Source organism: Paenibacillus sp. KS1, from assembly GCF_001680695.1.
Taxonomy (GTDB): domain Bacteria; phylum Bacillota; class Bacilli; order Paenibacillales; family Paenibacillaceae; genus Paenibacillus_B; species Paenibacillus_B suaedae.
The window spans coordinates 1-24,910 of record NZ_MAIS01000090.1 but is presented as its reverse complement, the minus strand read 5'-3'; the positions used below and the strand labels follow the sequence as shown (position 1 = coordinate 24,910).

General features: G+C 44.2%; 30 protein-coding genes and 1 other annotated feature. Of the genes, 7 read left to right on the top strand and 23 right to left on the bottom strand.

Annotated features, from left to right (window positions below):
* Positions 1-34 precede the first annotated feature (34 nt).
* Complete coding sequence (gene pheS, locus BBG47_RS23060) at positions 35-1,069, bottom strand: phenylalanine--tRNA ligase subunit alpha (RefSeq protein WP_065293666.1); 1,035 nt, start codon at positions 1,067-1,069, stop codon at positions 35-37.
* 50 nt (positions 1,070-1,119) lie between these two features.
* Positions 1,120-1,399 (bottom strand) — a binding site (T-box leader).
* 315 nt (positions 1,400-1,714) lie between these two features.
* On the opposite strand from pheS, the gene BBG47_RS23055 reads away from it, so the two are divergent.
* Entirely contained in the window at positions 1,715-3,043 is a 1,329-nt protein-coding gene (locus BBG47_RS23055; RefSeq protein WP_094183208.1) for an NCS2 family permease, read from the top strand.
* Between the two features lie 220 nt (positions 3,044-3,263).
* Here the strand turns inward: BBG47_RS23055 and BBG47_RS29125 are convergent, their stop codons facing one another.
* From BBG47_RS29125 to BBG47_RS22970, 18 genes are all read right to left on the bottom strand, one after another.
* Entirely contained in the window at positions 3,264-3,416 is a 153-nt protein-coding gene (locus BBG47_RS29125; RefSeq protein ID WP_072727172.1) for an XkdX family protein, read from the bottom strand.
* Between the two features lies 1 nt (position 3,417).
* Complete coding sequence (locus BBG47_RS23050) at positions 3,418-3,786, bottom strand: hypothetical protein (protein WP_065293665.1); 369 nt, start codon at positions 3,784-3,786, stop codon at positions 3,418-3,420.
* Positions 3,787-3,800: 14 nt separating this feature from the next.
* The gene (locus tag BBG47_RS23045; protein WP_065293664.1) at positions 3,801-7,157 is read right to left on the bottom strand and encodes a pyocin knob domain-containing protein; all 3,357 of its coding nucleotides are present in this window, start codon (positions 7,155-7,157) and stop codon (positions 3,801-3,803) included.
* Positions 7,157-7,441, bottom strand: coding sequence for a ketopantoate hydroxymethyltransferase (locus BBG47_RS23040; RefSeq protein ID WP_065293663.1), 285 nt, complete (start codon positions 7,439-7,441; stop codon positions 7,157-7,159). The genes BBG47_RS23045 and BBG47_RS23040 overlap by 1 nt, the downstream gene beginning before the upstream one ends.
* Positions 7,438-8,025 carry a putative phage tail protein gene (locus BBG47_RS23035; protein ID WP_065293662.1) on the bottom strand — a complete coding sequence of 196 codons (588 nt, stop codon included), beginning with the start codon at positions 8,023-8,025 and terminating at the stop codon, positions 7,438-7,440. Before BBG47_RS23035 ends, BBG47_RS23040 begins: the two co-directional genes overlap by 4 nt.
* Positions 8,018-9,094, bottom strand: coding sequence for a baseplate J/gp47 family protein (locus tag BBG47_RS23030; protein ID WP_065293661.1), 1,077 nt, complete (start codon positions 9,092-9,094; stop codon positions 8,018-8,020). The genes BBG47_RS23035 and BBG47_RS23030 overlap by 8 nt, the downstream gene beginning before the upstream one ends.
* Entirely contained in the window at positions 9,075-9,500 is a 426-nt protein-coding gene (locus BBG47_RS23025) for a DUF2634 domain-containing protein (protein WP_065293660.1), read from the bottom strand. Before BBG47_RS23025 ends, BBG47_RS23030 begins: the two co-directional genes overlap by 20 nt.
* Positions 9,497-9,835 (bottom strand): DUF2577 domain-containing protein, encoded by a 339-nt coding sequence (locus BBG47_RS23020; RefSeq protein WP_312847078.1) that lies wholly within the window; start codon positions 9,833-9,835, stop codon positions 9,497-9,499. The genes BBG47_RS23025 and BBG47_RS23020 overlap by 4 nt, the downstream gene beginning before the upstream one ends.
* Positions 9,836-9,840: 5 nt before the next feature.
* Entirely contained in the window at positions 9,841-10,809 is a 969-nt protein-coding gene (locus tag BBG47_RS23015) for an XkdQ/YqbQ family protein (RefSeq protein WP_065293658.1), read from the bottom strand.
* 16 nt (positions 10,810-10,825) lie between these two features.
* The gene (locus BBG47_RS23010; RefSeq protein ID WP_083189548.1) at positions 10,826-11,554 is read right to left on the bottom strand and encodes a LysM peptidoglycan-binding domain-containing protein; all 729 of its coding nucleotides are present in this window, start codon (positions 11,552-11,554) and stop codon (positions 10,826-10,828) included.
* Positions 11,551-13,830: a hypothetical protein gene (locus BBG47_RS23005; protein WP_065293657.1), complete on the bottom strand. Its 2,280-nt coding sequence runs from the start codon at positions 13,828-13,830 to the stop codon at positions 11,551-11,553. The genes BBG47_RS23010 and BBG47_RS23005 overlap by 4 nt, the downstream gene beginning before the upstream one ends.
* 138 nt (positions 13,831-13,968) lie before the next feature.
* The gene (locus BBG47_RS23000; protein ID WP_065293656.1) at positions 13,969-14,553 is read right to left on the bottom strand and encodes a hypothetical protein; all 585 of its coding nucleotides are present in this window, start codon (positions 14,551-14,553) and stop codon (positions 13,969-13,971) included.
* 218 nt (positions 14,554-14,771) lie between these two features.
* Positions 14,772-15,176, bottom strand: coding sequence for a phage tail assembly chaperone (locus BBG47_RS22995; RefSeq protein ID WP_021254547.1), 405 nt, complete (start codon positions 15,174-15,176; stop codon positions 14,772-14,774).
* 16 nt (positions 15,177-15,192) lie between these two features.
* Entirely contained in the window at positions 15,193-15,657 is a 465-nt protein-coding gene (locus tag BBG47_RS22990) for a phage tail tube protein (RefSeq protein WP_065293655.1), read from the bottom strand.
* A gap of 12 nt (positions 15,658-15,669) precedes the next feature.
* Entirely contained in the window at positions 15,670-16,986 is a 1,317-nt protein-coding gene (locus tag BBG47_RS22985) for a phage tail sheath family protein (RefSeq protein ID WP_065293654.1), read from the bottom strand.
* Entirely contained in the window at positions 16,986-17,198 is a 213-nt protein-coding gene (locus BBG47_RS22980; protein WP_065293653.1) for a hypothetical protein, read from the bottom strand. The genes BBG47_RS22985 and BBG47_RS22980 overlap by 1 nt, the downstream gene beginning before the upstream one ends.
* Positions 17,191-17,613, bottom strand: a complete 423-nt coding sequence (locus BBG47_RS22975; RefSeq protein ID WP_254659897.1) for a phage tail terminator family protein — start codon at positions 17,611-17,613, stop codon at positions 17,191-17,193. The genes BBG47_RS22980 and BBG47_RS22975 overlap by 8 nt, the downstream gene beginning before the upstream one ends.
* 267 nt (positions 17,614-17,880) lie before the next feature.
* Positions 17,881-18,303 carry an ArpU family phage packaging/lysis transcriptional regulator gene (locus BBG47_RS22970; RefSeq protein WP_065293651.1) on the bottom strand — a complete coding sequence of 141 codons (423 nt, stop codon included), beginning with the start codon at positions 18,301-18,303 and terminating at the stop codon, positions 17,881-17,883.
* Positions 18,304-18,575: 272 nt separating this feature from the next.
* Between BBG47_RS22970 and BBG47_RS22965 the strand changes: the two genes are divergently transcribed.
* The 4 genes from BBG47_RS22965 to BBG47_RS22950 all read left to right on the top strand — a co-directional run bounded on the left by BBG47_RS22965 (position 18,576) and on the right by BBG47_RS22950 (position 20,940).
* Complete coding sequence (locus BBG47_RS22965) at positions 18,576-19,010, top strand: helix-turn-helix domain-containing protein (protein WP_065293650.1); 435 nt, start codon at positions 18,576-18,578, stop codon at positions 19,008-19,010.
* A 38-nt stretch (positions 19,011-19,048) separates the two neighbouring features.
* Positions 19,049-19,483, top strand: a complete 435-nt coding sequence (locus BBG47_RS22960) for an ImmA/IrrE family metallo-endopeptidase (protein WP_021254540.1) — start codon at positions 19,049-19,051, stop codon at positions 19,481-19,483.
* A 102-nt stretch (positions 19,484-19,585) separates the two neighbouring features.
* Entirely contained in the window at positions 19,586-20,536 is a 951-nt protein-coding gene (locus BBG47_RS22955) for a GDP-mannose 4,6-dehydratase (RefSeq protein WP_065293649.1), read from the top strand.
* A 164-nt stretch (positions 20,537-20,700) separates the two neighbouring features.
* Positions 20,701-20,940: a DUF4318 domain-containing protein gene (locus BBG47_RS22950; protein ID WP_083189546.1), complete on the top strand. Its 240-nt coding sequence runs from the start codon at positions 20,701-20,703 to the stop codon at positions 20,938-20,940.
* A 78-nt stretch (positions 20,941-21,018) separates the two neighbouring features.
* On the opposite strand, the gene BBG47_RS22945 is transcribed toward BBG47_RS22950, so the two are convergent.
* Together BBG47_RS22945 and BBG47_RS22940 are read right to left on the bottom strand one after the other, a co-directional pair.
* On the bottom strand, positions 21,019-22,014 hold the full coding sequence (locus BBG47_RS22945; RefSeq protein ID WP_065293648.1) for a serine hydrolase domain-containing protein: 996 nt from the start codon (positions 22,012-22,014) through the stop codon (positions 21,019-21,021).
* An 81-nt stretch (positions 22,015-22,095) separates the two neighbouring features.
* Positions 22,096-22,668: a MarR family winged helix-turn-helix transcriptional regulator gene (locus BBG47_RS22940; protein WP_065293647.1), complete on the bottom strand. Its 573-nt coding sequence runs from the start codon at positions 22,666-22,668 to the stop codon at positions 22,096-22,098.
* A 273-nt stretch (positions 22,669-22,941) separates the two neighbouring features.
* Here BBG47_RS22940 and BBG47_RS31275 point away from each other — a divergent pair, with 273 nt between their 5' ends.
* Entirely contained in the window at positions 22,942-23,019 is a 78-nt protein-coding gene (locus BBG47_RS31275; protein WP_227774339.1) for a putative holin-like toxin, read from the top strand.
* Positions 23,020-23,220: 201 nt separating this feature from the next.
* Here BBG47_RS31275 and BBG47_RS22935 read toward each other — a convergent pair whose 3' ends face one another.
* Entirely contained in the window at positions 23,221-23,553 is a 333-nt protein-coding gene (locus BBG47_RS22935; RefSeq protein WP_065293646.1) for a hypothetical protein, read from the bottom strand.
* 577 nt (positions 23,554-24,130) lie between these two features.
* Between BBG47_RS22935 and BBG47_RS22930 the strand changes: the two genes are divergently transcribed.
* The gene (locus BBG47_RS22930; RefSeq protein ID WP_021262039.1) at positions 24,131-24,352 is read left to right on the top strand and encodes a helix-turn-helix domain-containing protein; all 222 of its coding nucleotides are present in this window, start codon (positions 24,131-24,133) and stop codon (positions 24,350-24,352) included.
* A 156-nt stretch (positions 24,353-24,508) separates the two neighbouring features.
* Here the strand turns inward: BBG47_RS22930 and BBG47_RS30860 are convergent, their stop codons facing one another.
* Positions 24,509-24,616: a putative holin-like toxin gene (locus BBG47_RS30860; protein ID WP_254659896.1), complete on the bottom strand. Its 108-nt coding sequence runs from the start codon at positions 24,614-24,616 to the stop codon at positions 24,509-24,511.
* Between the last annotated feature and the right edge of the window lie 294 nt (positions 24,617-24,910).

Sequence of the window (24,910 nt, the reverse complement as noted above, 5' to 3'; positions counted from 1 at the left end):
GCTGAAAACCGAACTTTTTGAACTTTTATTTTCATTACATCCGTGCGAACTGCTGCACGAATTTCATATCGTTCGTATAGAAATGGCGAATGTCGTCTACGCCATATTTCAACATGGCAATACGCTCTACACCCATACCGAATGCGAATCCAGAGTACTCCTTCGGATCATAGCCGCCCATTTCAAGCACGCGCGGATGAACCATACCTGCACCAAGAATCTCAATCCAGCCTGTTTGCTTACAGATACGGCAGCCGCTGCTGCCGCACTTCATGCAAGTCAGGTCGACCTCAACGCTTGGCTCTGTGAACGGGAAGAAGCTTGGGCGCAAGCGAATTTGTGTTTTGGAACCGAACATTTCTTGCGCAAATTGAAGAAGCGTCCCCTTCAAGTCACTCATGCGGATGTTCTTGTCGATAACAAGTCCTTCAATCTGATGGAACATGAAGGAATGTGTTGCGTCATCATCATCGCGGCGATATACGCGACCTGGGCAGATTATCTTCACAGGCCCTTTTCCTTTCATCGTTTCCATGGTACGTACTTGTACAGGCGATGTTTGCGTGCGCATCAGGATATCTTCTGTAATGTAGAACGAATCCTGCATATCGCGCGCAGGGTGATCCTTCGGCAGATTCAGTGCTTCGAAGTTATAGTAGTCCTGCTCCACTTCTGGACCTTCTGCTACCGTATACCCCATACCGATGAAAATATCTTCCATTTGTTGAATAACCTTGTTCAACGGGTGAACTGCACCGACTGTCATCGGACGCCCTGGCAGTGTCACGTCAATTGTCTCTTCCTGAAGACGACGCTCCGTCTCTTCACGGAGAAATGCCGCCTGCTTCTCCTCGATGAATGTCTCAATGGCTCCGCGTACTTCATTCGCCACTTGACCAATGAGCGGACGCTCCTCTGCCGACAAGCCGCCCATGCCGCGCAGCACCTCTGTCAGCTCACCTTTTTTACCGAGGAATTTAACACGCAGATCATTTAGATGACCTGCATCCTTTACTTGCTGCAGCTTCTCCAGCGCTTCGGCGCGCAGTGCCTGTAAACGCTCCTTCATTGTGTAAGCCCCCTTCATTTCCACTCGAAATAAAAAAAGGCCCTCTCGTCACAAGGGACGAGAAGACCGTGGTACCACCCTAATTAGATCCGATTGGAACGCTCTCCTGCTAGGAGGCTGCGAACCAAGCCGTATCTCACTTGTTGCAGCGATAACGTGCCGCAAATCCGGGAACCTCTACTGTAGCAGCCTCACTGTGTGTGAAGTGCTTGTTCAAGGTACCTGCTCCGGAGTGAATTTCGACAGCCCCTTCTTCAGCAGCGCTCTCAATCTACGGCGCCGCCTCCCTGGCAAGTGGTACTGTGTACTTGTCTCCATCTAAGCATGTGTTAATCATAGTTATGAACAATCAATTAGTTATTTATTATATGTAATTTCGCGGGTTGATGCAAGGTGGATCAGGGTACAAAATACAGGATGGGTGAACATCGTTTGATTATTTAGAGAGATCCTGTGATATAATAACTGCTACTTATGCTCGGATATGAATTCGGGACATAGGTTTTATGAGTGCATATTCAAAAAGATCGGTTTTCAGCACAACCTACTTTGTGTCGGTCTTCGTGATCGAATACAGACTTTTTGAATTTCCTCTATTTATGCAAAGGGTTGGGTGAGGGGCTACGATGGAAAGCAGGTATACGATTGGTCCGCCAAAAGAAACATATACAATCGAAGACAGAAGCACCGTCCTTACATGACGCTTCTGCAACTGCACGAATTCAGTGGCGGCAGGAACTGCTGGCCGGAGTCGTGTCCTTCTTCGCTATCGTCTATATTGTAATTGTCAATTCTTCGATACTCGCAGATGCAGGCATACCGCAAGAAGCTGGCATTATCGCAACTGTGCTTGCTTCGTCTGTTGGCTGCTTGTTAATGGGGATATGGGGCAAGTCCCCCATTATTCTTGTGCCCGGCATGGGCATCAACGCGATGTTTACCTACACACTCGTTCACGGCATGGGCATGACATGGCAGCAAGCGCTGGGCGTCGTTGTATTATCCGGCGTTTGCTTTACGGTAATAAGCTTCACATCACTCGCGGGGCAGCTGCGGGCAGCAATTCCAGAATCATTGCAGGAAGCCATTTCTGTAGGGATCGGACTTATGCTTGTCTTGATCGGTCTGCCAAAGGGCGGCGTAATCGTTCCCGATCAATCCACGATGATTGCGCTGCAGTCATTTGCTGATCCGGGAGTACTTGTTACGCTCGCTACATTGGCGCTTACATGCATTCTGTTCATGCGCAATGTTCCCGGCAACTTGCTTATCGCCATTATTGCAGGAACCGCTCTTGCTTATCTAGTTGGCGCAGTGCCTAACGCTGGCGCGGCACCAGGCGGAGCTTTTTCATGGGCTGCATATGGTGATGTATTCGGTCAGTTCACGTTTCAAGGCGTGTCAGCTGTTACGCTTGCTGTAGCAACGTTCTCGCTGACGCTCGTTATTGTGTTCGAAAATGTGGGGCTTGTAAATGCACACCTGCAAATGAGCGGGAATCCGGAACGATTCAGTCGATCCTTGCAGGCCAATGCGATTTCCGTAATTACATGCGGATTGTTCGGCACAAGCCCGAATGTCGCGACGGTTGAAACGGCTGCGGGCATTTCTGCTGGTGGTCGCACGGGACTCACATCTATCGTGACAGGAATCCTGTTTGCATGTACATTGGTTGCATTACCGGTACTGACGTTGGTTCCTGATCAGGCCGTAGCTCCGATATTGATCTTTATCGGCGGCTTGATGATGCCAAGCGTGAAGAAAATCGAATTCGATGCAATGCACAAGGGTCTTCCCGCGTTCTTCATTATCGCGTTCATCCCGCTCATGCACAGCATCGTCGACGGGATTGCAGTCGGGTTCATTAGTTACGCGTTGTTCCATCTTGCCGTTGGCAAGGGACGCGAAGTGAAACCGCTGTTCTATGGAATTTCACTGCTGTTCGTTCTGCACTTTGTGCTGCAGACGTTGTAGAGTTAATAAGGTAACTAAGGAGAATTAAGTAGGAAGCCTGAGTTAAAGGATTACTCGACATCCTTCAACCTTTGAAGTTAGTCGGAGCAGAATAATAACTCTGTAAATAGTTATCCAGTTATCCTTTACGATGAAATAGGAATTACAAGAGGAGTATGAAAGGGTCGACAAATGTCGGCCCTTTTCATTTGAGTGCGAGGAATAGGTTGCGTAGTGGATATTACGTGGAATAAGTCTCACCCGTAATTTCTTTGAACTGTTCAGGCGTAATTTTGCCGAACTCACAAAACTTACCTACGTATAACGGGTCATTTGAATCTTTCTTATATATCCCCATATCATAGTAACGTTTCACGGTTGTATACCAATCCATCTTAGATCACTCCTTTTTCGGCTAATTGTAATAGTAGTGTTGCATGATCCTGCGTGAGCTGCTGACCTGACGCATCCAAGCCTGCCACCTGTAACAACAATGCGGCGTTCTCTTTTTTCAGATTCTCGTTTTCGGTCTGCAATTCTGCAACTCTGGATTCTAACGTGTCAGGCTTTTCATAGTCGTAATAAAGCAGTGCTTTTTCAACGTCTACCTTTAACATCGGAATCATTCCAGGAATGGTATCGGGCTGCGGCATCTCGCCGTCAATCTCGACACCATGCGATTCCTCCATTTGTGTAGGCGTCGGATTAAAATATAACGTCTCGACAATCACGCCTCGCGGCGTTTCTTTATAAATTGCGTACACTTCGATTCACTCCCTTATTCATATTGTAGTGTTCCGTTAATTTTGCCCTTTCCGTTATAGTACCCGTTAGTAAAGTAATAGAAGCCGAGCTGAATCTCCCCAGCGTTACTTATGCCGATGCCATCAGCATTATATACATTGTCGGAACTACTAACTCTGTAGGAACTACGAGATATGTTGAGAGTGAAGTCGACAACAAACGAGTATACGTCTAGGCTCCTATAACGATAATTATTATAGTAGTTTGATGCTACTGTTCTGTACGCGCCGTTCGCATCCTTTAAGGCTATTTCCAAAACAGGGCTGTCGTAAGAGGTATACATTTGTGTTGCCCAGTTACTTGAGCTTGTAAAAATGATCCTCTTTACTCCCGCTGGTATCGTATAAATGTGCTCAAACGTTGATTTTAACTCTCCTATTTCGGATTCGCGGTCTAAGTTCACACTTCGCATATACGATGTCTGTTGGACTTTACCAATCAGCGTCCCCCAATCCTCATTAACCGACGCGGCTATCCCCTTGGCGTTAAGCGCGTCGACAAGCGCTTGCTTGTTATTAACGCCAGATTGCTTTAGCTGGTCGATCTCGTATAGGACGTTACGGTCATTGATAAACACCCCACCATTACCTGCCCACAAACGTACATCGCCATAGTCCGACGCCAGTAACATATTTTGTGGCGCTCCTGGATCACCTACTCCAATATAGCCTACGCGTTTCTCCTTAACAATGAACTGCTGGTATACGTGGGTGGAGCTGTATAGGTTTATTGACGGTCCATCTGCTCGAATATCTAACCATTTGTTGAGTCTCAGCACACCGTCAGTGTCAAGCTTGGTTGTCGCTCGCCAAGGCAGCCATTCCCTACCGGATACATCCTCTGCTTTAGATCTTGTAAAGGTAGTATTACTTGTAACACATGTATACGACTGAGCTACATAGGCAGTTGTCCCAAGAGTCTCTACACGCAAGATCCCCCAACTGAACCCTGCGTCATTAGACGGACTGTTCGTATAGTCAGCTAGGTTTCCAATAAAGTAAAGCCCCGGCTCACGGTATGTGTTAAGGTCTTTATTTGCACTGTTTTTAATAGCCACGCTGTGCTTCGTAAGGACGTCAAAGTCCAATTTTTTCGCGGCTCCTATGCTCTCTGGAGATATATTGTCTTGCGCCCCATTCTCAACCACGCTCAATCTACGTTCTGCATCGCTTGCCCACTGCATTACATCCGTTACTGTACCTCGAAGGTTTGAGGCTATGCTGCCGCTGATAGAAGCCGCAAGCGTTGGGCCTAGTATCGTGTAAGTGACGTGGTAGACTGCGGTAGGGTCATAATGTTGTTTGGCAATAGTAGCCCTATACTTTCCATTCGGAGCATATATATTTTTCTCCCATTGAATGTAATTGACCCGATTTTTGAAGACTTTCAAAATGTCCTCAGTACGATAACGGAATGGTGTAGGAGTATCCCCTCCCCCTTGGGCAGTGTTGGCACAATAGTGGGTACTAGCGGAATTTATTACGAAATTAGCCTTCTCACGCAACACAATACCGGAATCGACCTCGACCATATTCCAGCCTTTCAATAGTGTCAGGCCAGTTTCGTAATTCACTACTGGCTCGACCGTAGGCTTCACTTTGAGATACTGGAGACGGTATGGCTTGTAAACATTCCCTTTAACATCTGTACCAGCGTATCCAGTCGGAAGCGTAGTAGTCGCATTCCAGCCAGCCTGACCGATCACGTTCGCTGGATCTGTTATCCTCCCCCAGCATCTAGTACCTGTACCATTGTATAGTCCTGCCGTTTCCTGCTGACACATACGCCAGCCCAGGAAATACGCCTTGATTTCGCCGTCTGTCGGCGTATATTTGTCGCCCCATCCGCTGTCTTTGCTTGATATCTGTATATAAACTGATTTGCCATCTTGTGATCCAGTCAGTACGTCTGGGTTTTCGCCGCTTCTGGATAGAATAGATCCATCAAACTTAACGCAAGTAGGGCTCCATGTGTCAGGATTATACGGTATTTTTAACTGTGTACCTAACTGTTTCAATCCAGGAACTGCGGCATTTACCGACCATGTGAAAGTGTCAGTTAGCGAAATTTTTTCCCACCACGAATGTACATATGGCAATCCATCGTCATCCACATATAACAAGTCCGCATTGCTGCCATCCACAGGATGAGCTGAGAGATGGCATTCGGTCGCCAACATACTGCGTGATTGTGGCGTAAATGGCTGCCTTTTATCGCCGGAGACGAGCATCGGATTTTTAAATTTACAACTCGGAATAGACGTATTCCCGTCAACATTTCCGAAATGCACTGAAATACGGGTTGTCCCAATAGGCGTCGTGAATGTTGCTTGCTGCTCTTTCGTATATCGGACTATAGATTGGTCTCCGATCAGATTATTGTTTGCATCCCAAGCATTTACGCCTATCACCCCATTATGTTCGACACATAACGTCATAGTGCATCCAGCACCAACACTAAAGTAGTAATTTACGTCATCCGATATCTTACTGTTAATTTCCAGTTCATAAAGCCCGATTATTTGCTTATTTCCAGTATTCGTCCACTCCGTAAACGGCGGCAGTAGATTACCGCTCGTCGCGATAGAATACGGATTCGTGACGTTGGTCACCCCATCAACATATGGAAAGTATGCTGAAACTCCTTCCGTATCTAAAGAATTTATTCTATTGTATTCTTTTTCAGATATTTCGTAGACACGAGCCGCATCAAAGTAACCATAATCTCCTGCTTCTTTAGTACCAAGTATTAGTGCAAGATAAGGCTGAGTAGCATCATCTCGCAAATCTTTGGTTACTTTAAATGCTCTGTATTGACTTGTAAATTTATTTGATTCTGTAATATGAGCCGTAGAGTTCCAATCCGTAGTACCATCTTTATAAGGAACCGCTAGTTCAGCTCTTGCCATATTAGCAGATCCATTCTTTATATCTACTACAAAAATATAATAAGAACCTTTTTTTAGTTTCAGGTTACCTATCCCAGCAATTACAGGCTGTCCCTCATCAACTTTTGATATCACTTTTAAACTTTTTTGGCCTTGTGTTTTATAAGCTTCATCTGATTTGAGATCACAATTAGTAGACTCCCAGTTTTGTATGGATTCCATTGATCCATTACGCCCCAGCAAATTAATCAACGTCCGCCCGCGAATCTCCCCCATGCGGAAGGGCGTATCCTCAGGGACATCCACAATCTGCACGCCTGGCTTCAGCGTAATATCCTTATACTCCGCCACATGGGCGTCCTTGAGACCTTGCTCGATGCGGTTCAGGTCTTTTTCCGTGACGGTGTCGTCGTACTTCCAGTTTGTCTTCGCCTCGTATGGCATTAGGCCACCTCCTTCACTGTAATCGGCTGCTTGATGATCGTATCGGACGTGAGCGGGATGTAGACGTCATTCGACGTCAGCACCGTGCCGTCTGCAGCCCGAAGCTCGATCAGCGATACGCTGTCCACAGATCCCAGCGGAATCATATATTCCAGATTGACGACGCTCTTCGATACTTGCTTCACCGTAAACTCTGTAATCTCATACTTTTTATTCAGCACAACCTTGGCAATTCGTGTGTTGACATGGGTCGCCAGTTCTTTCAGCAACGTTGATTCGATCATTTGATCTGCACCTCCGGCCCGCGCTCAGAAAATGGCGAACGCCCCAGCTTCCACGTCGTTGAAAGCCTTGTCGTCCGTTTCAAATCCGAGCGGTATATATTCTCATTCACTCCCACATTGGAGAGCAGTGCCGTCTCCTGTTGATAGACCAAGTTGGCAGGCTTCACGGCGTATACCGTGTGCCCGACCTCCTTGAATACGGCGGCATCTGTAATGTTGGCAACGATGCGCAGCAGGAAGGCGTCCGCATCCATAACAGCCCGCGCCTTGTCCTTGCCAAGCAAAAAGTCCAGCTTCTCCTGCAAATACCGGATCGTAAACGGCGGCTTCGTCGTGTAGCGATTAATAATCCGTCTGCGCCGGAAATCGATTGATTCCGCATCGCGATCCGGGAGGATATTCAGCATCCGCTCCCGCCTCGCAATCGCATCCTCGCTTGCTGTCATGACGAACTGATCGTCGAACAGCCTTTGCATAGCGGCAAGCAGCTTCTCCTTCTCTCCATCCTGCGTCTCCATAAGCAGAATCATTTCCTTAACGTCATGGTAAAAGTCTGGCAAACGCTTGAGTAACGGTTCAACCATTCAAGGTCACCGCCCCCATAATCGGAAGCTCTTCCGTGTCCAACTCCACATTGGCTCCCTTGCCATTCAGCTTCGTATCCGCAATATCCGCAATGCCTTTTACATTCAGAATACGGGCTTCCAGCTGACTCACACGCACGACGGTTCGGTCTTCCTCTTTCCAGCTCATACGCAGCGACCGCAGGTAATCGGCGATCACTTTTTCAACATCCGCCTTCACCTGTGACACGGATATTCCCGCTTCAAGTGTAAGCGTGGTCGATACATGAATTTTTACGGACACTGCCCCCTTAATGGTGACGGTATGACCGATCGGCGCGAAGCCCATTCCCTTGCCTTGATTCACCTCTGGATCGATGATCGTCTGCACGTCATTCACCAGCTCAGCAGACGGAGATTCGAAGCTGCTCGAAATGATGGTGCACTTTACTGTGCCCCCGCCTTTCCATACCGGGAATATTTTCACGCCGCCAACGCCTGAAAGAGAGGTTATTTTATGACGATAATCTGATAGATTCCCTCCGAAGGGCTGTTCATTCATTGCAGCAAAATACCGTTTTCTAAGGGTCTCGTCATCCTCTACATCTTCACCTGGTGTAATAATATCTGAGATTTGTGCTCGAGCGAGTTTGCTTACGTAATCGATCGGCAACAACTGTCCGTAATACTCATTTCCAATGTTTCCATTCGTTTCAGCTTTAATTTCAAATATGCCTGCTCCCAGTCTTTTAGTAACAATGTAATTTACGGAACCGCCGCTATAACGTGAACCTATAGGCACATCCAATGGTACGGTCGCTTCGTCAAAGAACACTGCTTTTCGTTTAGCTGCTGTTGACGGTTTTCTACTCACTCCGAATTCAGCAGCTCGACGAGTCAAATATTCTCCAGTTGCTGTATCAGCAAATAGCAAATTCCGTTCAATCTCCATGTCGGTATACATCTGTGACATTTCCCAAGCTGCGGGAGCAAGCGCATCATAAATGATGCTGCCCTCTCGTTTATCTACTTCATCTGGAACATGTGACAACATACGTTCTAATATATTTTCAAAGGAATGCTCCTCCATCTCTGCTCACCTCACTTTCCATAGAGATTTCACCAAAAGAACTTATTACTTTAAAACTTATCGTAGCTGTATCTCCATCTGTCGTTATATCAAAATTTTCAACTGCTATTATACGATCATCCTGTAGTAAAGCTTCCTCAATACGGCGTTTCAACTCAGAACGAAGAAAGGACGCATCGCTTCCTACTAATCCTTCTTGTTCAAAACCATAATTAAAACTGTAAATGAGATGCTCATATCGTTCGATCGACAGTATTTTCTGAATTGCTTGGCGTACTGCCTCAGTTCCATCCACTTTTCCAATGATGCGGCCATTATCGAAATCGATACGATACGTTAAAGAAGGCATCTCACTATAAATTAAATCCGAAGTACCCGCCTGCATGCTCGAACCTGTCGGTATCATCCCCCCACCACCTTATCCAGAACTAGATATTGTTGACCGCCTTGGATGCGGAGAAGTAGCACCTTATCCCCTTTTTCCAATCCCGTTCTTATGACAACCTTATCGGACGTTGCAGATTTCACATCTCCCACCCCTTCTAAGGGGTTGTTACAATTCAAATCAACCTCATACTTGGTCATACTCTCTGGAATAATTAAAAAATCCTCATCGAGTATGAACCGTTGATCCACAGTCACCTCGAGAGGATTGTCGTTTACTACTGTCCCAAATGTTATCCCTACGGGAACAGAAGCTTCGTTAACATCCATTGCTGCACGCTTAATTATATTTAGCATTCGCATCATATCACCTTCAACTCAAGCGTCATTGTATGGTCAGAGCCATCAAATTTGTGAGTACATTCATCTACAAGCATCAACTGCCGTAATCCAACTGCTTGTATTTCAATATGAATATAGCACCCAGATCGGACGTTTAGATCCCCAATCGCATCAATTCTTAGCGTTCGAGTCGGGCGATTCTTCGCCTTAATGGTAGCATCCAGAATCTGATTAATTTGCGCCGGGTTTAAGCCTTCATCAACCTTCTTATAGTACTTAAGCAAGCCCCATTTACTAATATTGCTGGAATCCTGAGCAACATATGCTTCGCTCTTCTTTAGCTCTTTCTTATCTTGTACGAGAACAACCTGGTTGAAGGTATCCTTATCGATCGAAATCCCGTAAGAGAAATCCGTCATCAGGCTCTCGTCGCCGAATGCTTTTAGTACGGTCATGTCTTTAATATGTTTTAGCGTTAATGCGCCGAAATCATCATAAAATACATATACACCGTAACCGGCCATCGTCGTTTGCTCCAGCACATCATAAATCATATCGAGCAATTTTTTGGATTCATGAAGCGTTTTAGGCAGCTTGTACTTAGTATCCGCGATCATGCCCGATTTGAGTCCGAAATCAGCTGCGATTTGCTTAATGATATGACCTGCTGTAACGCCCTTAAAAACCCGAGAATCAGATGCATCAAGATATCGAATTTGATCATATGCCGTAATCTGAACGGCATCATCGATATCGTACCTCAACTCAAACACATATCCGTAAAACATAGGAGAAGATTTGTATTTGACTGATACGACTGATCCAGGCTCTATCTTGAATTCTTTTGCTTGATAAAGTCCATCGCGGATCACTGTAAAAGTCAATGTACCTGCCTTACCTACGCGGACTGTTCTCCAGTTTACACTCGTAACAATTTCAGAAATATCCCAAATAGACCCGTCCTTGTTCTCAAGGAGAATTTGTAACATGACCTATCCTCCTTCATTACTTTGCTGGCAGCTTCAATACCTGACCAATCTGCAACTTCTTTACTTGTGCATCAGAAATATGGTTAAGTTCTTTAATTTCACGCCAACGATTAGCATTTCCTAATTGAGACTTCGCCACTGAGGATAGGGTATCGCCTTTCTTCAACTTATACGTTTTTGGAGCTTTTTTTTGGTCAGGCCGCTGCTTTTCTTTTTTTACTATTTTATTGGTTCCAGGCTTTTTAGGATCTTTAACAATCGTTGCTTTCTTAGCTGAGTAGAAGCGATACTCTTTCAAACTGAGCTTGTACTGGACACACCCCGTTACTTCTTCCCAATAGTCAAATGATTCTACCGTGGCGGCTACATTAATATCAAACTCTCCAGTATAAATAAATCGAATTGGGTGCTGCGTTTTCATCCATTTCGTAATCGTATCGATATAATATTCTGGTTCAAGCATCAAGTTACTCACCCAATGATTCGGGTTTGCAAGCGAAGTTGGAAACTCACTCTCAAAACTATATTTTCTTAATCTTGGTGATTTGATTACAGCAATTTCTCCAAATTTCGCAATCTCATAAGTCTTGTTCTCGTTCCCACTATTCACTTCAATTCTAGGAGGATTCACAGGAATCTGAAATCCCTCTTTCTGATTATTGAATCCAAGCCAAATTCCATATCCCAACGCATTCCGCTTTTGTTGTTTGGAATAATAGGAAAGTACATGATAAAGCTTTTTCAATATCCATACACCCCTTGCGCTGCTCCAATAAATTGCTCCTCCAGCTTATTTTCAATTTGATTAATGATCGTGTTGATATCCGTAGAATGATTAATATCCCCCGTAGTGACCTGAACAGTTGGCGTTAGAGTTACAAAATTTTGAATATGCCGCATTTCAGCAAGCTCACGCATGACCTTAATATCTTCGCTCCCAATTTCAACTGGTTCTTCTATTTTGCCGACAGAATCGACTTTCCCTATCTTATCCACTTTAGTAGGAGTTATTGGTTCGTAATTTGTCTTATCAATGTTCCTTGAGAGTTCATCAAGCTTCTTTTGTCTCTTTTCCTCCTCAAACTTGGCATTTAAATGATTTAAAGCAGACATCTTATCAGCAGGGTTTATATTTGTATGACGCACTAGTGTTTTTACCTTTTTGGTCGTAGATGGTAATAAATCTTCTCCTTTTACAGGGCTGTCCCAAAGATAGCTCCACTTTACCCCTTTTAGGGCAGTCGCAAAATTTTCAAGCTTCGGTGCATCGTTTGGTATCAATTTTGTTGAAACGACTTCTTCCCAGGTTTTTAAAGGGACTTCACTCTCAACCATCTTTTCTTCCCATAGTTTACCGTTTTTGTCTTTGATATATTTTACATCATCATATACGACAGTTCCCCCGCCTTCAGGGTTAAGTGTCACTTCATTAGGCATTTTTGCAGTTCCTGTTGCAGCATTCACTGTTCTCGCTTTCTCTATTGCACTTTTAGCCATATTTCGAAGATTTTTCTCAATATTCTGACAGGCCATAACTGTCGTCGCATCCATAGCTAACATGCTTCCATTCCATAAATTAGCCGCATCCTCAGATGCATTTCCCGAAGTTAAAGCTATACCAGCTATGTCGGCTAATACCGATATTATTCCGACTACACTTGCAGCTTTAAGCGCAATACTTAATCCTCGAACCGCCCATGACAATCCATTTACTGATCTATTTGCAATATTAGTAGCTGTAGACAAAACCCCCGTAGCTGTAGCTTGTTGCATTGCACTCCCCACACACATTTGGGATTGAATAATTTGAGTAGATTGGCTAGTAGTTAAAGCAGTTGTGCTGACAGAAGCCCGTGTTATCCAGCCACTAAGAATCGCTAACCCTTGACTTGCTACGCCAAGTACAGGAACAATTATTTTACTCGATAAGGCTACTAATCCTAAAATGGATGCAATACGCAATAGTTGTGGTGATACGAGCTGGGTAAGGAAATTAACCGCTCTTCCCCCCTCATTCAGCCATTGAATAAACTCAATAAATTTAGTTGTTACAGTCGCAATCGTGGTACCTAAACTCATAAAGAAGGTTTGTCCTTGCGTAGACTGAAGCCATTGATTGACTCTTTCGAGTTGAGGTGCCAACAATTGCATGGCTGTCATGCCGGCTTCGGCCAATGAATTCTTAAACCCATTTACGGCTGCTTCCGCTTTCATCGCAGGAGTGTCCATTAACATTTTGTATTGCTTTTCACCCATGGACATGTATTCTAGCATTTCTTTAAATTTCTGAATAAACTTGTCTAAATCTCCTGATTTCGCAGCATCCACAATTCCAAATTTTTTCTCAATTACACTTTTAGGAATATCCATTTGTTTTGATAATGGTGATGAATCCCCGCCCATAAGACTTTTTATTGCCTCTGCTGCTCCAGCAGAGCCTTTTCCACTTACGTCGAATGCGGCAATCTGCTGGGATAATTTCATTAGATCATTTACCTGCCGGGGATTTTTAACCTGCGGCATAAAAGACATTCCTAACTTCATTTGATCATTGAAATTGGTTCCCGTTTGTCGCGCAGTCTTTTTCCAGTCTTGAATATAATACTTGCCTAACTCTGGAGAACCAGATCTCGCCATAACGAGCTGCTCCATTTTATTCAACGACATCGCATCTCCAACCGCTGAACTATAAATCCTCTTCCCCGCTTTTAATCCGACTTTCCAATAATCATTCTTATTGAGCTTCCTTATTTCATCAATTAATTGTTTTTGTTCTTCGGCTCCTTGCTTAATCGCATTATTGAAATTGGTCTGATTCTTTGTCCCCTGGCGAATTTCCGCATTCACCTTGCTCTGTTGCATATAAAATTTTTGTCTTGTGGTTACCGCTTCAGCCTCAAGCGTTATTAACCTTTCTTGCGCAGATGACAATGTATTTACTACTTTCGCGCGCACATTGAGCTGCTTATAAACTCGCTCAGCCACCATTATGACCTGATTCATTTCTGCTATACCATTCATTTACATCCTCCCTTCTTTCTTGAAATGAAAAACCACCCTCGAATGAGGGTGGTTCATTTATTCTTTCGTGCCATCGGCATAAATGATTTCTTTTATCGTATAGACCAACTTAACTTTACTTGCTCTCCATAAATCCTTTTACCCCTCAGTAAAAGGCGACACCTCGACTTGATATGCTTGGGTTACCTTTTCACCTTTTTGGAGCCCCTCGTCATAGGTTATGCCTGAAGTAAATATGGACTCACCGAACGCATCAAGAAGAGTGAAGCTAGCTTTAAACGCCGAAATAGGCTTACCTGAGTTATTCGTCATTCGATAGTCAATTCGAATAACATCATTATAGATTCCCTTTTGGACACTAAAAGGGTAATTCTCTTTTTTAACCAGCTCTATTTTAATTCTTTTTGTTCGTTCCTTGCTGAGAGCAACTTGCTTTTCTCTCTCTTCATTTGCTTGTTTACCTTGTTCTATTTTTTCCATGGTAATGCGAGTTGATTCTTTTATGACCTGCCCTACTGTCTTTCCTGCAATCGTCATTCTTCCTTCTCTTTCATAAACCTCTGCCATTGAGAGGCTCAGGAGATCTGAACTAGTTACCTCTGATTGAGGGCCAGATATCCTATCGATAATTTCATTTGTATAAGGCTCATCATAAATGCTCGTTGTACATCCGGTAAGTATAAGCACTAGAATAACTATAGAAAAGACAAAATATTTTCTCATCTTTCTCCCCCTGATTGTTATAGTTAAATTGTACCATAACATCAGGGAGATTTATCAAGTACTCTTCCGTATCTTCTTTTCCGCTTTAATCCGAATATCGATCATGGCGATTACCGTTGCCTGTTTACGTGGAGACCACCCCATGAAATCCCACGGCATTACTCCTAGTTCGTGGAGTGCATAATAAGCATAATTCGCCATGGGGTCGCCGCCATCGATTAGTTTTTTACTTGCTCAATCAATTCACTAATATCTTCATCCATGCCATTCAGTGCTTGTACTACCGAAGACAGTTTAGAATATTCCCCGGCCGTAAGCATTGATTTTAGAAGAACATCGTCTCCCATTACGCCGTAACTTTTTTGAAGCTCCGCCGATTTTAAATCAGGAAATACTACACTTGCCGCAGTAAGCTTTGCAATATAAAGGGTTCCATCGAATTCGGTTTCCCCTTTTTTTCGTACTGTTGCTTGCTGCTGCAACTCCGCATTCTCTTCGGCTGTGATTGTTCGAATCTTCCACGGGACTGCCTTTCCAGCATCATCTTTGAATCGTTCAGAAATAATAACTTCTTTTTCTTTCCTAACTGCCACATTTTCACGTAAAAAAGCTTTGAAACTCATTTTTTCTCCTCCTCAACTAACCAAGAATCGGTGCTTTAAATGAATCCTGCAAAACTACATCTTCAAACGTAAATTCGACTTCTTCTTCCAATACCTGACTACCTGTATCCAATTTTGCAATGACGACACTGTTCAGGTTCACGTCTTTTAAAGTTACAGTCTGTTTGCCAATGGATGAGGTAGGATCTTCGTTCGTAATCATAATGTCAAAATAGGTATCTCTTCCGTTCGCTACGTAGTTATACATTAACTGTCGGAATTCAGTTGTTACATAGTAAATTGTCATGCTGCCGGTCCCCGTCCAGCCTGCAGCTTTATGTTGCGTCCCGCGTCTTCCCAGCGAGTTTACCTCAACTTTATTTTTTTCGATCTTTGCTTCTAATGTTTTAACATAAAACATTTCTACGTTTCGTCCATTAATGGTCACAAATGCACGGCCCTCTTGTCCCGATATGGTATCTCTCGCTTTTAAATAACCCATGAACAATCCCTCCTATTGTAATGTTGCTTTTAGATAAATTTTTTCTACAGAGTCCACTGGCTGGATATGCAGTTCACAATAGATAGCGTCTACTTCGTCTCCAGGTAAGATGACGACATCCGTTTGACTATCGAAGTTTTGAATTGCCGAAGCTCCCTGCAAGCTATTCAAGTAGGAAATACATTCATTTTTAAATAGATTTCTACCGTCATCGTTATTGTTAACTTTGCCAATGTATGATTTCTCGAAGATCGATTTTATATCATTTCCAATGGCGTCTAACACTCGAATGACTCTATTTTTGGCGAACTGACGCCCTTTTTCCGGTGTATACGCAATAAACGTATTGATATCTTGTTCCACTACAGCTCGTCCATTGTTTTGAACGAACAACAATTCACCATTTTTTAGTGCTTCTTCTATTTTGGTGTTCGTATATTTTTTATCTACATCCACCGCATCGTCATAAGCGGTGTAGGTGAGAGATTCATTCACACCAGCTGCCGCGGTTGCTGCTGCTACCCATGCAGTTGCTTTTACTTCATCTAGAATAGTGCCATCCGATAAAACAACACCGTTTTTCACACTGATCACGCCTTCGTAATCAGCTGCCGAATAATTAGGCATTACAATTTGTACTTTTTTACCTTCCTTTTCTCGAAGCCGTTTTACGAAGGAGGTATAAACAGATTTAAGCGACTGTTCATCATTAGGCAGTGCCATGGCATTAAAATCGTGAACCTCAATTGCTTCCAAATAATCCATATGATCTTGATTGGTTACTGTCCCATTACTTCCTCCGGTAAGAGGAAGACCCGCTGTCACTTCCAACTCTCCATTCCCACTAAAACCGACATACGCGTTGCCTACGAGCTCTTCGATTTTATGAACTGTTTCCGTATAAACGGGTGTGCCGGCAAACACGGTAATGACATCGAACTTCTTATCATCATCGATGTTTTTTTGGATAACAACCTTAATGTCGTTACCACGGCTACCACTATATCTTGCTGTTGCCGTTAATGATCCCACCGTACCCTTCGCGGCAACACCAGTATTCAAGCGATAGATAAGTATTTTGTGGGCTCGTTTCATCGCCTCTTTAACAAGCAGAAGTTCTGGAGCCGTAATATCATAACCAAGTAAATCTCGAACATTATCACCAGCAGAAATCTCAATTACTTTTTTAGATGGGCCCCAGCTCATAGCCAAGGGAAAAGTAACAATCCCACGCTCACCAAGGGTTCCAACCGATTTCCCTTCACTTACTACATTCACATATACGCCTGGTCTTACCTTGTTCTGCGTCGTCCATGTTCCTCCAGCCATTACTTTACCTCCTGAATTTGAAATTGGTGTAGCAGCGCATCGATCTGCGCCTTCGTGTACTGCTCATTACCCGCCAGAAGCGCATGCAGCATGTCTCGCTCGCCTGCACTCCAGCATTTCGCTTCCAGCCACTGCTCCTTCGCAAAAGCGAATTCGCCCGCAGCCTCGGCATGTTCCACATTGCGCTTGTCCTGCTTGTTTACATTAGACATCTCGAATGCGTCCCTCCTGCTTCATGGCATTCATCTTGCTCATTTCCTCTCGGGAACGTGTCAGCATGTACTCATACTGCACTTGGAACCGTAGCTTGCGTTCCACGATCTCATGCTTCCAGCCTGTCCCCCTGCATAAGCCGCCGCCTGCTTCAATCAGTTCCAGCGCATCATACAGTGCATCCGCAACATCATGAACGGAAGCAGCCTTTGCCTCGGGATAATACTCGACCTCGATAGCTGCTTGCGCTTGATAGCGGCCTTCACCTACACGAGTCCGTTCACCTCGAACGAGCTTCACGACCAAGCAGGGCGCTAACTCATTCGTTCGTTCTTCTGACTCCAACACTGGGATGTCTGGGTAACGTTCCCGCACCCTGTTCATCACCCCCTGCTGAATCTCGCTGCTTCGCAAGCCATCACCTCCTGTCCTGCGGTACAAAAAAACCGTTATACAGCTTCGCCGCAAACGGTTCTTCCTTCCTACCTGCAAGGTTGTCCTGCCCCCATGCCCACAACCTCACACTATCATCTTAGCACCTTGTCCCGTCCACCAGTGTGCCAGCATCCGGCCAGCGGGAGGTCACTGCGATCTCATATGCAATACATCATAGTCCTCGTCCTTGCAAGACACGACATTCTGTTTCTGAGATGCTCAGCTATCCTGGAATGACATCATGCATCAATCTTCGAATACTTCGATTCCAAGCATAAAGGCCAGCTCGGTAATTGCCCGTGCTTTGATTCTGCGAAATGTGCGCTCACTTACATTCAAGTCAAAGCAAAGCAGATAATCTGGCTTCTGTACATGTGGATTGAGATAACAGTTCTCTATTAATTCGCGCTCCATGTCGCCTAGATGTGCGACCGCCTTCATGACATTGTCGTGTACCGTTTTCATGTATGCTTCCTTGTCCACATTGTGCAGGGCAATCTCTTCTACTGGCTTGCCTACCTGATTCGTCGCACCGTGGAATCTCGGTTCATAGGAAGTCGTCATTTTCATCTCTCTTCGTACGATGCCTGTTCTTTTGTACAAACGTGCCATAGACAAGTACTGCTCCACCATTTTTCGCGTAGCCGACCGATTCACCGTTGCCAACATCCTCATCGCTCCTCATATAAAAGTTATTAGTAGTAACACAATTATGAAATATAGTTATTTAAAATAACATGGAAATAAAAAAGAATAGTTCTACTAAACTTGGCCTTGTGTTGTGCAAAACAACATTATAGAATGATGCTGTTCATTCTAAACAACTCATCGATAATTATTGCGAACACTTGTTCCTGTGTGATACACTGCAAGCATACCATGCTCATAAAATGAACGTCAATCTTGAATTTATGAACATATGTAAAATAAGGGTGGTAGCCATGTCCGTAACGAACAAAGAACTTGTAGGTTCCCGTATTAAGGAGCTGCGGCTCAAACAAGGCTTATCGCAAGACGATGTTGCCCACGCGCTCGATATGAAACGTGCCAATGTAGCCAATTATGAAGCTGGACGCACGACGCCGCCGAGCGATATCATCGGCAGACTTGCCGATCTGCTGCATACATCGAGCGATTACTTGCTAGGCCGTATCGATAATTCGATGCCGCTGTCCTTAACTTCTTCATCTGATTCTATTCCTGGGTGGGCTACATGGAAAGACAAGAAGGATTTCCGGCAGTTGCTGGAGGAAGATTCTGAAATTATGTTCGATGGCGTTCCCATCGAGGAGGAAGACCGTGAACGGGTGCTTCAAGTGTTGGAGGCCTTGTTCTGGGATGCGAAGAAGCGCAATAAGCGCAAGCCCCGGAGCTGAACATGCTCAATGACTAACCTATCCGCGAGGTGCATCTCATGGATGTAGAGAAGATTGTACGATCATTAATTCGAAAATATAAAACGAACTGTCCTTTTCAGCTTGCGCAATATTTGAACATTCAAGTACGAACAGCTGATCTCGGGAAATCAACGCGCGGCCTCTACTTCCATAAGCTCCGACGCCGCTATATTGTCATTAATTCGGAATTGCCGTTCGAATGGCAGCGATTCGTGTGCGCTCACGAGCTCGCTCATGACAGACTACATAAAGGCATCGGGCATTTCTTTACCGAACAGCATACGCTGTTCCATGTTGGCAAGTTCGAGCGCCAAGCCAATCAGTTCGCTCTGCTTCTGCTGCTGCATGATCAAGAGTGCTTGCTGGGGGAAACCCGGGAGATGTACTGTGCGCGCAATGATATTCCAGCTGAACTAGCTAGGTTCCTTCCTACAGATTCGGAGCAAGAATAAATCGGTACGAATGCCGTCACCAATTTCAGCCTACTCCACATAGTATAGGGTAATGCCGAACTATGGGTGTATGTTATCAACCTGAGAGGTGAGATCAGTTACATGAAGGCACTTGTCACCGGGATCTCCGGATTCGTAGGAAGTCATATGGCGGAATTTTTGCTGGACAAAAATGTAGAGGTAATCGGCACGATTCGCAATCGCAGCCGCCTAGAACACATTCGCCACATTCTGCCCGATATTCATCTGGCAGAATGTGAGCTCCGCGATGCATTCTCTGTAGAAACGCTCATTACAAATGAGAAGCCGGATCTTATTTTTCATTTGGCCGCTCAGAGCTTCGTCCCTACCTCCTGGAACTCGCCTGCAGATACAATCTACAACAACGTTGCGGGTCAATTAAATATCTTCGAAGCGGTAAGGCGCATTGATCTGGATTGTAAAATTCAAATTGCCTGCTCCAGTGAGGAATACGGTCATGTAGAGCCGCACGAAACTCCGATACGTGAAGAAAACCCCCTCCGTCCGTTAAGTCCATATGCCGTGAGCAAAGCAGCTCAAGACTACCTTGGCTATCAATATCATAAGAGCTACGGTCTCCATGTCATCCGGACGAGAACCTTCAACCATACGGGTCCACGCCGTGGTGAACAATTCGTTACGTCCACCTTCGCGAAGCAAATCGCTGAAATTGAAAAGGGCGTTCGTCCGCCTACTGTCCATGTGGGCAATTTGGAAGCGAAGCGCGATTTTACCGACGTACGCGATATTGTCCGCGCTTATTGGCTCGCGCTGGAGCGCGCTGAAGCTGGAGACTGCTATAATATTGCATCCGGCTCTTGCGTCACGATTCGGGAAATGCTCGATATGCTGCTGGCTAAATCGGATATTACGATCGACATTGTGCCAGATCCGAGCCGCATGCGTCCATCCGACGTCGAGATTCTGCTTGGCGATCATTCGAAATTTACAGAACATACAGGCTGGAAGCCAGAAATTCCTCTCGATCATACCCTCGAAGACTTGCTGAACTACTGGCGCGAGCGCGTATAGACTAGTTGCAAGCCCCCGCCATAAGCCGATGCGACCGCTTCATCCGTCCACTGAGGTCGGTCGCATATTCTTTCTCTTCGATCCATATGGAACGGATGAATATGGTAGAATAGAGGACAAGGAAAGGAATCATCTATTTATTTATGCAGAGGAGGACAAGCATCATGAAGAATGTTTGGAAGAAGCTAATGAAGAAAGGCTTTTCGGTTGAGCTCGATCAACTTCCACAAAACAAGCAACAGTTTTTAGATGAAATTGAGCGTTATTGCGTACAAGAGAAAGTCAACTACAAGTTTATTGAATATGATCGACCTGCCGTTATTTCAATTGATGGTGTTGTGTATAAATGCCATGTTGAGAATGCCGGAAGACCCGGATTTGTCCTTCATTTCAAAGAAGTATAAATGGTATTCTAAACACCGTACATAGTCATTACCGTGCAGCGGCGAGCCTCATTAAGAGAGTCGCCGCTGCTTCCATTGTTATATATCTTGCAATAGGGACTGACCAATCTTCGCAATTGCTGGAGTGGTGTAGTTGGCCATTACGACGGCAGCAACATGCTTTGTTTGATCAAAACCAATAAAAGAAGTAAGTGCCCCCGCCCCTCCATCCTTATAAATCAAATTTGTTCCTTTTTGGAGCTCCCAACCTAATCCCATGTCGAAGTTCCGATTCCCCTTAGCATGCTTTATACGACACAGGCCGAAATATTCGTTATCCCGCGACATATTGAGCTCAGCGTATGCAAGCAGATCTTCTACTGTAGATGAAAGTCCACCCGCAGCAGCAAAAGGTTCATTGCGATCCCATTCCCAATTGCCGCAGTCTTCATCCTTTCTGTTAAAACCATGAATATTATTAGGTAGGATGCCTAGCCGGGTATGAAGCAAATGTAGGTCGTTCGCAATAAAATCATTCATCGTCTCCCAGTACCCTTTGCCTGAGATGTTCCCCAAAATGTAGCCAAGCACACTTATTCCGAAGTTAGAGTAGCTATATTTGTACTCTTTTTGCTTGCGTTTGGTTGTTTGAATGATCTCAATCAATCGTGTTTCGTCTATGCGACCTGCCAGAGGATTTCCAGCCAAGGTTCCATTCAACACTTTAAAGATCGTCCCCACATAGCTTCCGATCGTGAAAGGCAGCAAGGCGGAATAACCAGAGGTATGAGTGGCTAGGCTGCGTAAGCTCGGATAATTGCCAGTCGAGGGCAATTCAATATAGCGATCAATCGAGTCATCAAGAGATACGATGCCATCACTCACATATTTGGCTAATAAAGCCGCAGTGAAGGTTTTCGTGATCGATCCTATTTCGTAATGGTAGATGACTTCTTCCAGCCGTTCTCTATTTACTCCGTAGACGTGGACAAATTTTTCTCCCTTTGATAAAACTCCAACAGTAAGTTTCATATGCTTTTTGTTTTTCGTGTATTTCTCAATTAATGAAGTTGTATAAGAAGATACGTTGAACATGTACGTCAGGCTCCAATCCCAGATGTGCATTATAAGAATACTAGATTGAAATGAAGGAGTTGCAAATTGCTACTACTACTCTCAGGTATTTGCGCCGCCATACCGCCGTTTGGAAAATTCCGATAATATCCTTTCTTGAAAGCTTTCCATAGGTTCCGATACCTCGCCTACTTCCAGATTTGCATGCTCTTCAAATCCATCCTGTTCCTCACCGTCAAATCGGTATAGCTTACGCAGCAATCTCCAAAACGTATGAAGTTCTTCGGCGTTGAACTCATGGAACATATCCGCTAAAAAATAGGTGGATTTCTCAGAGCATACAATCAGCGCCTCCTCACCTTTAGGTGTGATTCTGACATTGATAGCACGCTTGTCCAAGCGGCTTGGCAGAGTTTCGATGTATCCCTTTTTCTCAAGTCCCGAGATCAATTTATTTGCGGTTTGCTTGGAAGTGCCAAGTTTCTTAGCAATGTTCATCAGGGTTGTCTGCTCTAGTGGCAGGTGAGCAATAGCGACGAGTGCCATATGTTGTCTAGAAGTCAATACTTCCAGATTCTCATCTCCGCGAATTTGAACTTTATTGACTACTGAGAACAATGTCGCGTAGCTTTGCTGCATCACATGCAGTTCTTTCAATAGATCGTTGCTATTCATAGGAGTCTCCTTTTTAGTCAACATGGTGACATAATAAGTTTGCCACTCATCGCTAACATTGTCAACATGGTGATTAGTTTGAGAAGCTAAATACCAAACCATGCAAACCTAAAGATAAGTAAAAAAAGAAAAAGAGCCGTTTAACAGGGCTCTTTTCATATAGTAAAATATGGTATAATCACTAGGACAACGAAAACGGTTTAAGGGCAGGAGGCGCCATCCTCGCATAAAGAAGGTCCATCATTTCCTTCCAAGGAGGTGAGCGCCGTGACAATGTATGAGGCATTGACATTAATGCTGTCATTCGGAACATTTGTTATCCTGATGCTGTCCTTCCATAAAAAGAAGTAACCCGTCCGCCTCTTTCCATAGCCGCAGGTTACTTCCTACCTAAACGCCCCCGCTCTTATAGCGGTAGTTGTCACGGGGATCGTGTTCCAGCACGATCCCCTGTTATATTAGCATATTACAATTTATTCCTCAAGCGCTCTTATGATGCTCCTTTCACTCCAGAGCAAATAAAGTGCCTTTTGTCACAATTCTTTTGTAAGATTAACTCACGGCTTCGACGAAATGAAAATCATAGTCCACCGTCCAATCGTGATGCTTAATCAAAAAGTCGTAAAATGACATATCTCGCATGTAGTTAATGACCCGCGCAATGAGTTCTGGTTCATCGGCTGCTTCTTTTCCTTTCAACTTCCCCAGCCAAATTCCAGCCTTATTGCTTACATAAAATCCTCCGTCGTCCTTCTGGCGCACATGGTATAGCCACATAATGCCGTGCTCGATAACAACTAGATAATCTTCCGCGATAAGATATCCATTCAGATAAACGATTTCGTATCCGAGATCGAGTACGAGTTCAATAACTGCCTGTTTCATGCCACACTCACCTTCTCTATCATGAATCTGAGCTTGACCATTTAATAGTGTGTAACCCAACGTTTCAGCGCAATGTGTGACATCATACATGGTGTTCATGCTAGAATCAGAGCTTGCGAGTATCCGCATTTACGATTGGTGTTTACTTTAAAAAATCTCGTTCAGAAATTCCATTATTCTTAGAGCTTTTGCCTACAACATCAGCAATGGCCATTCTTACACATTCAGACTACTTATACGGTTGCTAATTCACGTGCTTGTTTGGTATCGTTGATTCACGGTATCTATTGACGATTGAGTACGAGTGACATCACTTAAATTTTGCTATAGATAGGTCACTTAGCCAATTATATTGATTGTAAACCTAGTAAGGTTGCTGTTTCGTTTCATTTTGACTATTAAGTTAATTGACCTATCATTGCGCCATGCATATATAATCCGCCCCTTTTTGTCAATGAGAAGCTAGCAAAAAGTTTTATTTTTGGAAATTCGAACAATATGCCTTTAGCAAAATATACTCTTGTAGTCATATTAAATATACGCTTATGGTCATAATTTGTCAAGGAGGATCTAGACAATGTTACGTATTAAAATCAAACTTAAAGAAGTTATGAAAGAAAAAGGAATCACGCAGACAGAACTAGCTCAGCTATCAGGTGTTGCGCAAGCTAGAATTTCAAAGCTATGTAGTACAAAAAGACAAGAGGTAAATTTGGAGATGTTAGAAAAGATCGCTTATGCTTTGAACATTAAAGATATATCCCTAATATTGCAATTCGAAGAAGAAGCTGAAGAATAAACGCCTTTAAACTTAAAATAGACGTTTAAAAAACGCTATGATATCATATAAATAATAAGAGTCGTGCTGGAACACGACTCTGTACAATAGCCGCTTCAAAGGCGGTGGCTATAGGTTTACGTTAAAATAGACCGCATACCTTTTGCTGAGGGCGGTCTATTTCTTTTGGTGCAAGTATATTAGCAGCGTTACAATCAATGTTAGCAACGCCAATATCCACAGTCCGAACTGAAACATAATGGATAGTGCTTCATATTCACTCACAGGCTTCACCTCCCTTCAGGGAGATTAGCCGACCGCCCATAAAGCCATTCTATTGTATGGAAAGTATATCCTATTTTCCCCACTTTCGTAAACTATTAAAAACATTGCAGCGCGCACTCAACATGTCTGATTTAAAAATGGAGCCTTCCGGCTCCAGTGGTTTATTGTTCTTGTTGACGCTCGTCCTACTCCTGTATTTCCTCGATGTCTTCACGGACGGTCGAACCCTGGGGTTCGCTCTCCATCCTTTCTGCGCTCCATAACAAAAAAAGCGCCCTTCGGCGCATTTCATTT

What these genes read in the sequence shown, in the direction of transcription:
- pheS (WP_065293666.1), bottom strand. Translation starts at nt 1,069, where the DNA reads ATGAAGGAGCGTTTACAGGCACTGCGCGCCGAAGCGCTGGAGAAGCTG.
- BBG47_RS29125 (WP_072727172.1), bottom strand. Translation starts at nt 3,416, where the DNA reads ATGGATTGGTATACAACCGTGAAACGTTACTATGATATGGGGATATAT.
- BBG47_RS23045 (WP_065293664.1), bottom strand. Translation starts at nt 7,157, where the DNA reads ATGCCATACGAGGCGAAGACAAACTGGAAGTACGACGACACCGTCACG.
- BBG47_RS23040 (WP_065293663.1), bottom strand. Translation starts at nt 7,441, where the DNA reads ATGATCGAATCAACGTTGCTGAAAGAACTGGCGACCCATGTCAACACA.
- BBG47_RS23035 (WP_065293662.1), bottom strand. Translation starts at nt 8,025, where the DNA reads ATGGTTGAACCGTTACTCAAGCGTTTGCCAGACTTTTACCATGACGTT.
- BBG47_RS23030 (WP_065293661.1), bottom strand. Translation starts at nt 9,094, where the DNA reads ATGGAGGAGCATTCCTTTGAAAATATATTAGAACGTATGTTGTCACAT.
- BBG47_RS23025 (WP_065293660.1), bottom strand. Translation starts at nt 9,500, where the DNA reads ATGATACCGACAGGTTCGAGCATGCAGGCGGGTACTTCGGATTTAATT.
- BBG47_RS23020 (WP_312847078.1), bottom strand. Translation starts at nt 9,835, where the DNA reads ATGCTAAATATAATTAAGCGTGCAGCAATGGATGTTAACGAAGCTTCT.
- BBG47_RS23015 (WP_065293658.1), bottom strand. Translation starts at nt 10,809, where the DNA reads ATGTTACAAATTCTCCTTGAGAACAAGGACGGGTCTATTTGGGATATT.
- BBG47_RS23005 (WP_065293657.1), bottom strand. Translation starts at nt 13,830, where the DNA reads ATGAATGGTATAGCAGAAATGAATCAGGTCATAATGGTGGCTGAGCGA.
- BBG47_RS23000 (WP_065293656.1), bottom strand. Translation starts at nt 14,553, where the DNA reads ATGAGAAAATATTTTGTCTTTTCTATAGTTATTCTAGTGCTTATACTT.
- BBG47_RS22995 (WP_021254547.1), bottom strand. Translation starts at nt 15,176, where the DNA reads ATGAGTTTCAAAGCTTTTTTACGTGAAAATGTGGCAGTTAGGAAAGAA.
- BBG47_RS22990 (WP_065293655.1), bottom strand. Translation starts at nt 15,657, where the DNA reads ATGGGTTATTTAAAAGCGAGAGATACCATATCGGGACAAGAGGGCCGT.
- BBG47_RS22985 (WP_065293654.1), bottom strand. Translation starts at nt 16,986, where the DNA reads ATGGCTGGAGGAACATGGACGACGCAGAACAAGGTAAGACCAGGCGTA.
- BBG47_RS22980 (WP_065293653.1), bottom strand. Translation starts at nt 17,198, where the DNA reads ATGTCTAATGTAAACAAGCAGGACAAGCGCAATGTGGAACATGCCGAG.
- BBG47_RS22970 (WP_065293651.1), bottom strand. Translation starts at nt 18,303, where the DNA reads ATGTTGGCAACGGTGAATCGGTCGGCTACGCGAAAAATGGTGGAGCAG.
- BBG47_RS22965 (WP_065293650.1), top strand. Translation starts at nt 18,576, where the DNA reads ATGTCCGTAACGAACAAAGAACTTGTAGGTTCCCGTATTAAGGAGCTG.
- BBG47_RS22960 (WP_021254540.1), top strand. Translation starts at nt 19,049, where the DNA reads ATGGATGTAGAGAAGATTGTACGATCATTAATTCGAAAATATAAAACG.
- BBG47_RS22955 (WP_065293649.1), top strand. Translation starts at nt 19,586, where the DNA reads ATGAAGGCACTTGTCACCGGGATCTCCGGATTCGTAGGAAGTCATATG.
- BBG47_RS22950 (WP_083189546.1), top strand. Translation starts at nt 20,701, where the DNA reads ATGAAGAATGTTTGGAAGAAGCTAATGAAGAAAGGCTTTTCGGTTGAG.
- BBG47_RS22945 (WP_065293648.1), bottom strand. Translation starts at nt 22,014, where the DNA reads ATGTTCAACGTATCTTCTTATACAACTTCATTAATTGAGAAATACACG.
- BBG47_RS22940 (WP_065293647.1), bottom strand. Translation starts at nt 22,668, where the DNA reads ATGAATAGCAACGATCTATTGAAAGAACTGCATGTGATGCAGCAAAGC.
- BBG47_RS31275 (WP_227774339.1), top strand. Translation starts at nt 22,942, where the DNA reads ATGTATGAGGCATTGACATTAATGCTGTCATTCGGAACATTTGTTATC.
- BBG47_RS22935 (WP_065293646.1), bottom strand. Translation starts at nt 23,553, where the DNA reads ATGAAACAGGCAGTTATTGAACTCGTACTCGATCTCGGATACGAAATC.
- BBG47_RS22930 (WP_021262039.1), top strand. Translation starts at nt 24,131, where the DNA reads ATGTTACGTATTAAAATCAAACTTAAAGAAGTTATGAAAGAAAAAGGA.